Below are 9,266 nucleotides of genomic sequence, written 5' to 3' on the forward strand. Positions count from 1 at the left end.
CAACATCGTCTTTGGTTTCAATTCCATGCGCAGAACCTGCAGAGAATGTGATATGAACGTTGCTTACCGGTGGTTCCTGGGAATCCCCTTCGAGGAAAAGATACCGGATTATTCGACATGGTCGCAAAACTATATCCGTCGCTATGGAGACAGCGATATCTTTTCCCAGATCTTTGAATATATCCTGTGCAGGATTCAGGAACAGGGACTGCTGGATCTGACCACTCTCTTTGGGGATTCGACCCATCAGAAGGCCAGTGCCAACAAAAACAAATATGAGGATGTAGAAGTTGAGGTCGTTCGGAAAATCTATGAGGACGAGCTTTTAGAAGAGATCAATGCCGACCGGGAAGCACACGGAAAGAAATCCGTTGAAAGAAGCCAGGGATACAGAATATCAGTTCGATGAGGAAACAGGGGAAGAGATCGAGGTCAAGTCCGACCGACAAAACACTGGATGTAGAATAAAAAACGGACTAGTCAAAAAGAGAAATCTGCAAACAATGGTACAATGTCATAGAGAATAAAAAGTAAGGAGGAAATAACACTCTATGGCAAATAAACAAAAACAGTTTGATATTCAGTTTAAAAAGGATGCCGTTAAATTTTGTGAAGATCATCCAGATATGATACATGCAGAATGTGCAGCCAAACTTGGTGTTGGAAACAGCACGCTTGCTCGTTGGAAGCGGAAATACAAAAACAACAATAATGAAGTACAGTTTCGCGGTTCCGGTAACTTCAGCAGTGATCTTGAAAAAGAAAATGCCCGACTGCGAAGAGAATTGAAAAACACACAAGATGCTCTTGAAATATTAAAAAAAGCCATCAGCATTCTGGGAGACTAACTCAAATACGATACCAGCTGGTTTTTGAAGCTTCACAGTCCAATCCAGAATTTGAAGTTACTGGAGTGCTGAAACAACTAAAGGTATCAAAATCGGGCTACTATGCATGGCTGAAGCGAAAAAAGAGTCCACAACAGCTGCATAAGGAAATGGTCATGGAAAAGATACAGCAGATCCATAAAGAAAGCCACGGGATATATGGGGCACCCAAAATAACAGAATGTCTTAAAAAGGAGGTCATACCATATCACAGCGAACGGTCAGCCTATATATGAAGGAACTAGGGATTCGAGCATGCTGGGTAAGGCCGTATACGATCACAACATTGAATAGTGATTTTAACAGTAGGCTAACAAATGTATTAGACAGAAATTTTAATCCAGAGAGACCAAATGAGGTATGGTGTACAGATATAACATATATATGGACAATAGCGGATGGATTTGTATATTTGACAAGCATTATGGATCTATATTCAAGAAAGATCATAGCATGGACATTGAGCAAAACACTGGAAGTAGAAGAAGTATTAAAATGCGTTGAGATTGCAAAACAACGCAGGGAAATAAAAGACCCATTGATTATACATAGTGATCGTGGAATTCATTTTACTTGTAGAAAATATAGTGAATTGACAAACGGTATGAAACGAAGCTATTCAGAAAAAGGGGTACCCTATGATAATGCATGTATTGAATCCTTTCATTCACTGATCAAAAAAGAATGGCTGAATCGCAAGGTGATATTGGACTACGATCATGTATATGATCTATGTTTTGAATATATAGAAACATTTTATAATACAGCGAGAATACATAGTCATTGCGATTATATGTCGCCTAAACAATATGAAGATTTATGGAACAAGGTTAACTAGATGGACAAACTCTCTATTTAACTTGTCCATTTTCTTGACATAGTACCAAGGTTTTAAGCAAGATATAACAAAGAAACATAAGAAACCCGATAAAAAAAGTAGCCACTCTCCTTAAAGAGTAGCTACTTTGTCAACAATCTGAAACACCTTTGGCAGAAGGTGTTTTTTATGTTATTTGACTCTTCGATACATCATGATATAATTCAGATAGGCAGAAAAGCTGATAATGCCAACACGAAAAAGGGAGTCGGACGAGTCAACCGATTCCCTTTTTATTTTGTTAGTAAAGACGGGCAGATAGATGACGCATCCATTTTGCGGATGCACACGATAGCACCACATTACGTAAACCTTTCCTAAAAGCAAAGACCGAGCACGTGCCCGGTCTTGCAATTTATGTCAACATTTCCTTAAACCACACAATAAACTTAATTATTTTAAATATATATCCATTATCTTTTTCTAAACGCTATACCCACAGTTTGGTGATTTAGCCATAATTCAGCATTAAAAAGAAACTTCAAATAAAGCATCTGTTGCAATCTGCCGGATAAAAAAGTAATGAATAGAGTACTTCAACTTCTTTAAGACATAGACAAGTATTTCCTGGGCATCCATCCCCTGTACTTCTCTTTGTATACAGAACAATGCATTGTATCGGTTTATATATTTACTTGCCACCCCTCTATATATCTCGTACTGTTTCTCGATTTCATTATGAAAACTGTTCACATTATTCAAATGATTGACAGTATCGTATTCTTTATAGCTTTTGAGAATGGTTCTTTTACATTGTTTTTCCTGTAACATACGGGTATAGCTTTCCAAACCATCGGTCCATGCATAAGTGTTTTCTTCAATATGCTGTCCAAACTTCAGACAGTCTTCGCTGGTTGGTTTTGCCATATTAAAAGTCCTGGCAACGGCTTTGCCCAATCTTTGCACAGCGGTTATAATGCATACCTTTTCATTGGAAATTCCCCGTTTAGAAGCGGCTTCCCCTCTTTTTCGGGGTTTTGCAGAGGGAATCGATACTCCTTTATGGCTTTTCTGCACATATTTTTCATCGATTTCAATTTGCTCACTGAGTACATATGGGAGATTCCTCATCTTCCAAAAACTTGAGGAACTTATGGCGCATACGGAAAACCGTCATTTCATGAACATCGATACTGGCTGCTGTATGCTGCAGCGAATTTCCTTCGAGTGTATCGATAATAAGTTCGTTCCACTTGTCAGCGGGCTGATGCGAATAGAATGTCAATTGACCACGATCAATGACGAATCGTTTTCCGCAGTCTTTACACTTCAGCATTTGCTTGCCGGAATTGGCTAAACCGGCCTTGATAAGACGGGGATGTTTTTTACCACATTTGGGACAGACATCAAAATGATAATGGTCAATTTCCTGATTTACATGGATGAAGTCCTGAATTTGACGATTGATTTTCTGGATCTGATAATCCATCAAATGGGAAGTTGCATGTTCGGTTAAAAATGATTGAGTATTTGTAGTCATAAAGAATACCTCTTTTCTGACTACAATATAAAATCTAATTTGATATTATTTATGCCATATCACCAAATTGTCGGTATAGCGATTAAATTTATAAAAAATCTGACTGTGTTTTGACTGTGATATATAGATATATTCAGCGAAAAACGGAAATATATTAAACTATTTTCAATAAAAACAAACGCTAATTAAATAAAATGAAACGTTTTAAAATGATGGCAATTTCTCCTGCTACCCCTGCCAGTCAGAAAAAAAAGCACTAAATCGACTTTATATAAAGCAGATTTGGTGCTTTTTCATTATTTTTATACAATCGTTGACTGTGATTTTGACTGTGATTTTTTAAAAACTACTTTTCAGTTTTGCTATTCTTTTAGAATTTTTTCAGAACTATAAAGTACATAACCAAGAAAGTTAGAGTACTATTTAAAAAGAATAACAAGAAATTCCACCAGAAATAGAGTATTATCTTTATAACAAAGGAAAATCATACATACTGATTTCGTACAATGATATACATTGGAAAACGTATAATTTCCTACGTTCATGTTTCAACACTTAAATAAGGAGGGTTCAGTATGCGAAGAAAAGATCGAGAGATTAAAGATTTTGATAAAATCCTTCAAATCATGCGACAATGTGATTCTTGTGTACTTGCCTTGAATGATGATGGATTCCCTTATATGGTACCATTAAATTTTGGAATGGACATTGAAGATAGGCAACTCTACCTGTACTTCCATTGCGCCATGCAAGGCAAGAAACTGGATTTAATTCGCAAGGATAATCGTGCCACCTTTGAAATGGATTGCGATCATAATTTTATACTTTATGACAAGCGTATGAGCTGTACGATGGGCTATTCCAGCGTAATAGGTCATGGACTTATCGAATTTGTTGAAGATGAGAAAAAATATGAAGCCCTGAAAGTATTGATGCGCCAATACCATGCCGAAGACTTTCTTTTTAATATCGACATGATAAAAGTGACAACTGTTTTAAAAATGAAAGTTTTAGATATCACCGGGAAACATCGAAACAATATCCATTAAGGTCGAATGACGACCTTTTTTTATTTATAGGCTTTTCTTCTTCATCTAAAATATTTCTCATCCATATAATCTCAAAACTATCTGATTTAAATATAATGGTATGTTATACTGTAAGTAACAAACAAGGAGAACGATCATGAGTCATCAACGTTGTTTTGATGCTTTTCTACAAGCCATGAACCAGATCATTTACGGGAAACAAGAAGTCATTCAAGAAATTCTTTTGACTTTTCTTTCCGGCGGTCATGTTTTATTAAAAGATAAGCCCGGCGTTGGAAAAACAACATTAGCATTGGCCTTTGCCAAAGGTTTGGGATTGGATTTTAAGCGAATTCAGTTTACTCCGGATGTCATGCCTAGCGATCTAACCGGATTTTCGATTCCGGATGTACAGACAAAACGTTTTATTTATCAGCCCGGTGTAGTATTTTGTAATGTTTTACTGGCAGATGAGATCAACCGTACTTCCCCAAAAACACAATCCGCCCTTTTAGAAGTCATGGAAGAAGGTAAGGTCAGTGTGGATGGTATCACTCGACATGTTCCCCAGCCATTCTTTGTCATGGCCACGCAAAATCCAGATTCTGCCATTGGAACACAGCCTTTACCGGAAGCACAGGTCGATCGTTTTATGATCGAATGTTCACTGGATTATCCTGATCGAAATGCGGAAATACAATTGGCACAAGCAATGGATTCCAGGAAGAAGATCGAACGTCTTTCTTCGCTTTTGAATGCACAGACAATACAGTATGCCAAACAGGAAATCGAAGATGTGTATGTTAGTGATGTGATCTATCAATACATCGTAGATCTGGTACGAAAGACTCGTACAGAAGCGATGATCCAAACAGGTGCCAGTCCTCGTGCTACGATTGCGTTAGTCAAGCTTGCTAAGGCAACCGCATGGCTGAAACAGCGAGATTATGTTATTCCTCAAGATGTACAAAAACAATTTCCTTTTGTGGTACGTCACAGAATCCAGCTTTCTACTAAAGCCAAAGCGCAACATCTGGAAAAAGAAAATCTCATTGAGAATGTATTGAAATCAGTTAAAGGATAAGCCTATGTATAAAATATTCTATCTGCTTTGTTGTATGATCTTACTTTATATCGCAGGTCTTTTTTCAAGTACCCTTTTAACCGGCTTTGTATTGGCCATGATCATCACCTCTTGTTTTCTGTATGGCACGACCTGGATATTTAAGAAAAACGCAACGATAAAGGTTGAGAAAACTTTAACTATTTCAAAAGAAGAAGAAATTTCGTTCCCTTTTTCTATTCAGATTTCCTCTTTTTTTAAACCCGGACTTATCCGCTATCATGTACAAGTCCAATACAATCAGAAAAAAACAGTAAAAAAATATATTGATGATACGATTTCCACCAAGCCTGTTTTTGTCGGTCATGACTGTGGAATTTATGAATTTACACTTTTATCGGCTTTTATTTATGACTGGACTCGATTATTTCACAGAAAGCTACATTTTAAAAATACGACATGTGCCATTGTCGTTTTGCCGGATGCCATTCCCATCTTATATCCGATAAGCTTACATGGATCAACCGCTCTACAAACCGAGAAAAAAAGCCCTGTTTCCACAGGAAATAAGCTTTCAATGGAGATCAAAGATATCCGTGAATATCAAAAACAAGATTCTTTAAAACACATTCACTGGAAACAAAGTGCACGTCTTCAAAAATTTTATGTGAAAGAATATGAAAAAGAACAAGGATGCTCACTTGTCATAAAAGCTGTTTTTGATAATGAATTTTCTTGCCATGCCCTACAGTTTTTCTATTCTGTCATCCTTGGCTTTCTTCAACAACAAGTACATATCATATGTTATATAGAAAAGACAGAGCTTTATAGCTTTTTCCTGATGTCAAAAGAAGATTTAGATATGATGTTTGTCTCCTTTTTGACAAAACAAGCTTTACCTGTTGAAGAACTTGATCCTATTTATGATGTCCTGATCCATAATCAACAATGTTTGGATGCCAATAATACTCAATTAATATTCTGACAGGAGAACAAAGTGTATGAAAAAAACAGCACCGTCCTTTTCCATTCGTACGGATACAAAACATTTGACACTGTTTGATGCAGTGCTGTTTATAATGGCTATTTCTTTTTTCTGTCTGTTTCTTTCCCAGTTTTCTTTAATCATTGTGGCAAACCGGCTATATGTTGTTTTATTTGTTGTAGGAATTCTATATTTTTTAATCCATTGGTTTTGGATGCCCTATCACTGGATCTTTTTGGCAGGCAGTCATCTTCTCATTTTGTGCTGTGCACTTATTATGAAAGACCATCTTATCGATGATATTCACACCATTTTATATTCCACGCAGGTTCCGGTCGATATTCCTTATTTTGTATCTGTAGTATCCCTGTTGCTTCTATTATGGATCTTTACCTTTATGTTTGTGCTTTATCAACCGGTGTTTCTTTTCATCATGATCTGTATACTGATGGGATTTTTAACCGTAACAGGTGTAAATATCTCTTTCTTGATGCTTTTGTCTTTCTTCATTTTTACATTTCTCCTTTTGGTTAGAAAGTATCCATCTAAACAAAATATACTCTCTTTGTTTGTGCTTTGTATCTTGACCTTTCCTGTTGGTCTATTCACAGCGAATTACCTACAAAGGCCTTTATCCGATCAGGCAAACCATCTGGAGCACTTTCTTCATGAAACCTTCCAAGATCAAAATGGAGATGATCGCATACTTTCTTCCGGTATGGTATCTTTAGGCAACAACTATGCCAGTGATGAAATCGTATTTACCGCACAGATGGAAACAAAAACTGAATCCAACATTTATTTAAAAAACTATACCGGCTTTTTATACGAAGAGAATCAATGGAGTCAGGATGATGCGACACGCCAGATTGATAAAGTTGGAGACTTATATTCATCCTATTTATCTCCCTATCAGTATCGTAACTATCAGGCAAGGATTCAAAATGCATTGACCGATCAACTAGATATGGAATCACAAACGATAACGATCTTGCCGGAACAAAAAACCGAATGGGATACGACACTAACACCTTATGATCTGCTCACACAATGGAATCATAACCAGAGTACGACTTATTCCTTTTATCCGGAATTAGATCATGTACAAAACTTAGATTCATTGGATCTGGAAGAAGAATTGGAGCAATTTATACAATACGATCAAAGTGCGGCACAATGTCTCTATCATAGCATTGATATGAATGCTTTACCGAGGCTGGCCAAGCTGGTAGAAGACAATCCAAAAACAGATTTGAATGAAATCACAGCTTTTATTGTAAAGCTTTTAGAAAACTACACAGAATATACACGAACTCCTGGTTATATGTCCTCACAGGAAGATGCCGTAGAATCCTTTTTGTTTTCCACTAGAAAAGGGTATTGTGTCCATTACGCATCGGCTGCGGCTCTTTTATATCGCATGTATGGTATTTCCAGTCGCTATGTAACTGGGTATGTAATCTATCCACAGGACTTTACGTATAAACAAGGCTCCTTTATGGCAGAAGTTCCGGAAAATCATTCTCACGCATGGATCGAACTTTATTTCCCACGCTACGGATGGATTCCCATTGATATGACACCCGATGCTCATCAAAAAATTCATGTAGAATATCCCGGTCTAGATGAAGAAACGCTTCAACAGCTCATAGCACAAGATACATCTGATTTTTCCAGCTTGCAAAATAACCGAAATCTCAACTATAACTTTTCTTCAGTATTCAGAATTTTTGATCGTGCTTTTATCCTCTTGTTTGTGGGCGGTATCAGCATCACTGTGATACTCTTGTTGATCCATTACTTCTATAAAAAACGTAAGAAAGAAGCCTTCTCCACAAAGGAATATATGGATCATATTCTTCATCTTTTCAGTATCTATCCAAGTCTAAAGGACCTCGACCTTCTAGATGAAAAAAATATAGATGTGATTCTCCATACTGTGCCTGCTTTGACCCTTGATACAATTTGTCTTCTTCAACAAAAAGCGCAGTTGATTTATTATTCACCTTATATCGTAGAGCGTAAAGACCTAAAACGTCTGGAAAAATGTTGTCAGGATGCAATTATATCAAAGCTGCCGTTCTGGAAACGAATTTTCTATCATTATATTTATTGCCTATATTAAAAGAAGATGCGTCGCATCTTCTTTATTTATCTAATTCTTTGCACTTTTCGTTGATCAAATCACGAAGCTCCTGTAGTTCTTCTTTAGACGAGCTGGACTCTACAAACATCATCGCAAAGTCTTTTAACGCACTTTGATTTAAGTATTTAGAAATATATTTTGACTGAGAAACCAAAGGAACAAACTGTCGGGTAATTGAGTTTTTTGTATAACCCACTCCACTGACTTCGATAAATCCCTTCTTCATCAATTTCTTCAAGTTTGGTTGAATCGTATTCATGGTAATATCAGGTATCAGATTCAAAATATCATTTGCGGATAATGGCTCATTGGCATCCCACAAAACCTCCATAATATCTAATTCTCTTTTTGATAATCTTTCTTTCATTCCTTATCACCACCTGTCTAATCATTTTTACTGTAAACATTATACATTATTTGTGTAAAATAGTATTTATTTTTACATAAAAATCGAAAAATTAGATAGCATAAAATATCTTGTGTAAATTCGTTTTTCTGGAAATATAGAAAAAAAGGTATATCCTTAGTAAAATTAGTTCGACCAAAAACAATTTACGAAAGGAATATACCCATGAACTATTTTACTACATCTTTAATGAAAAACCTATTTTCTAATGACAACAATCTTCCAGCTTTTGAACAGGCTGTAACTGAACTGTTTCGTTCAGAGTTGGAGAAATCTCTCAATGAAATACTCGCATATGAGTTGACGGCTTTTCTTGATTATGAACCATACGCTAGAACCAATAACGAAAATTCTAGAAATGGTTCCTATCAAAGAAAGTTTGATACAAAATATG

Annotated in this window: 12 protein-coding genes; 9 read left to right on the forward strand and 3 right to left on the reverse strand. The window is 36.3% G+C overall.

The features are described from left to right. The 4 genes from G413_RS11520 to G413_RS11525 form a co-directional block, all read left to right on the forward strand. A partial coding sequence (locus G413_RS11520; protein ID WP_022790765.1) for a transposase occupies window positions 1-409 on the forward strand: 409 nt, incomplete at its 5' end. Between the two features lie 142 nt (window positions 410-551). After that, the gene (locus tag G413_RS0110225; protein ID WP_022790766.1) at window positions 552-848 is read left to right on the forward strand and encodes a transposase; all 297 of its coding nucleotides are present in this window, start codon (window positions 552-554) and stop codon (window positions 846-848) included. Window positions 849-1,003: 155 nt separating this feature from the next. Beyond that, a complete protein-coding gene (locus G413_RS12610; protein WP_422717863.1) occupies window positions 1,004-1,123 on the forward strand; it encodes an IS3 family transposase in 120 nt (39 codons plus the stop codon). Then, window positions 1,093-1,725, forward strand: coding sequence for an IS3 family transposase (locus G413_RS11525; RefSeq protein ID WP_276329711.1), 633 nt, complete (start codon window positions 1,093-1,095; stop codon window positions 1,723-1,725). Before G413_RS12610 ends, G413_RS11525 begins: the two co-directional genes overlap by 31 nt. 507 nt (window positions 1,726-2,232) lie before the next feature. Here G413_RS11525 and G413_RS0110240 read toward each other — a convergent pair. Continuing rightward, on the reverse strand, window positions 2,233-2,835 hold the full coding sequence (locus tag G413_RS0110240) for an IS1595 family transposase (RefSeq protein WP_022790768.1): 603 nt from the start codon (window positions 2,833-2,835) through the stop codon (window positions 2,233-2,235). Continuing rightward, the gene (locus G413_RS0110245) at window positions 2,807-3,244 is read right to left on the reverse strand and encodes an IS1/IS1595 family N-terminal zinc-binding domain-containing protein (protein WP_022790769.1); all 438 of its coding nucleotides are present in this window, start codon (window positions 3,242-3,244) and stop codon (window positions 2,807-2,809) included. The genes G413_RS0110240 and G413_RS0110245 overlap by 29 nt, the downstream gene beginning before the upstream one ends. Before the next feature lie 575 nt (window positions 3,245-3,819). Here G413_RS0110245 and G413_RS0110250 point away from each other — a divergent pair. The 4 genes from G413_RS0110250 to G413_RS0110265 all read left to right on the forward strand — a co-directional run bounded on the left by G413_RS0110250 (window position 3,820) and on the right by G413_RS0110265 (window position 8,445). Then, a complete protein-coding gene (locus G413_RS0110250) occupies window positions 3,820-4,293 on the forward strand; it encodes a pyridoxamine 5'-phosphate oxidase family protein (RefSeq protein WP_022790770.1) in 474 nt (157 codons plus the stop codon). Window positions 4,294-4,429: 136 nt separating this feature from the next. Then, on the forward strand, window positions 4,430-5,356 hold the full coding sequence (locus G413_RS0110255) for an AAA family ATPase (RefSeq protein WP_022790771.1): 927 nt from the start codon (window positions 4,430-4,432) through the stop codon (window positions 5,354-5,356). A gap of 4 nt (window positions 5,357-5,360) precedes the next feature. Next, complete coding sequence (locus tag G413_RS0110260; RefSeq protein ID WP_022790772.1) at window positions 5,361-6,320, forward strand: DUF58 domain-containing protein; 960 nt, start codon at window positions 5,361-5,363, stop codon at window positions 6,318-6,320. 16 nt (window positions 6,321-6,336) lie between these two features. After that, a complete protein-coding gene (locus G413_RS0110265; protein WP_022790773.1) occupies window positions 6,337-8,445 on the forward strand; it encodes a transglutaminase-like domain-containing protein in 2,109 nt (702 codons plus the stop codon). Between the two features lie 22 nt (window positions 8,446-8,467). On the opposite strand, the gene G413_RS0110270 is transcribed toward G413_RS0110265, so the two are convergent. Then, entirely contained in the window at window positions 8,468-8,833 is a 366-nt protein-coding gene (locus tag G413_RS0110270) for a BlaI/MecI/CopY family transcriptional regulator (protein WP_022790774.1), read from the reverse strand. A gap of 204 nt (window positions 8,834-9,037) precedes the next feature. Between G413_RS0110270 and G413_RS0110275 the strand changes: the two genes are divergently transcribed. Further along, the coding region (locus tag G413_RS0110275; RefSeq protein WP_022790775.1) for a transposase at window positions 9,038-9,266 on the forward strand (229 nt) is incomplete at its 3' end.

Origin of the sequence: Faecalicoccus pleomorphus DSM 20574, assembly GCF_000420345.1 — a bacterium.
Taxonomy (GTDB): Bacteria; Bacillota_I; Bacilli_A; order Erysipelotrichales; family Erysipelotrichaceae; genus Faecalicoccus; species Faecalicoccus pleomorphus.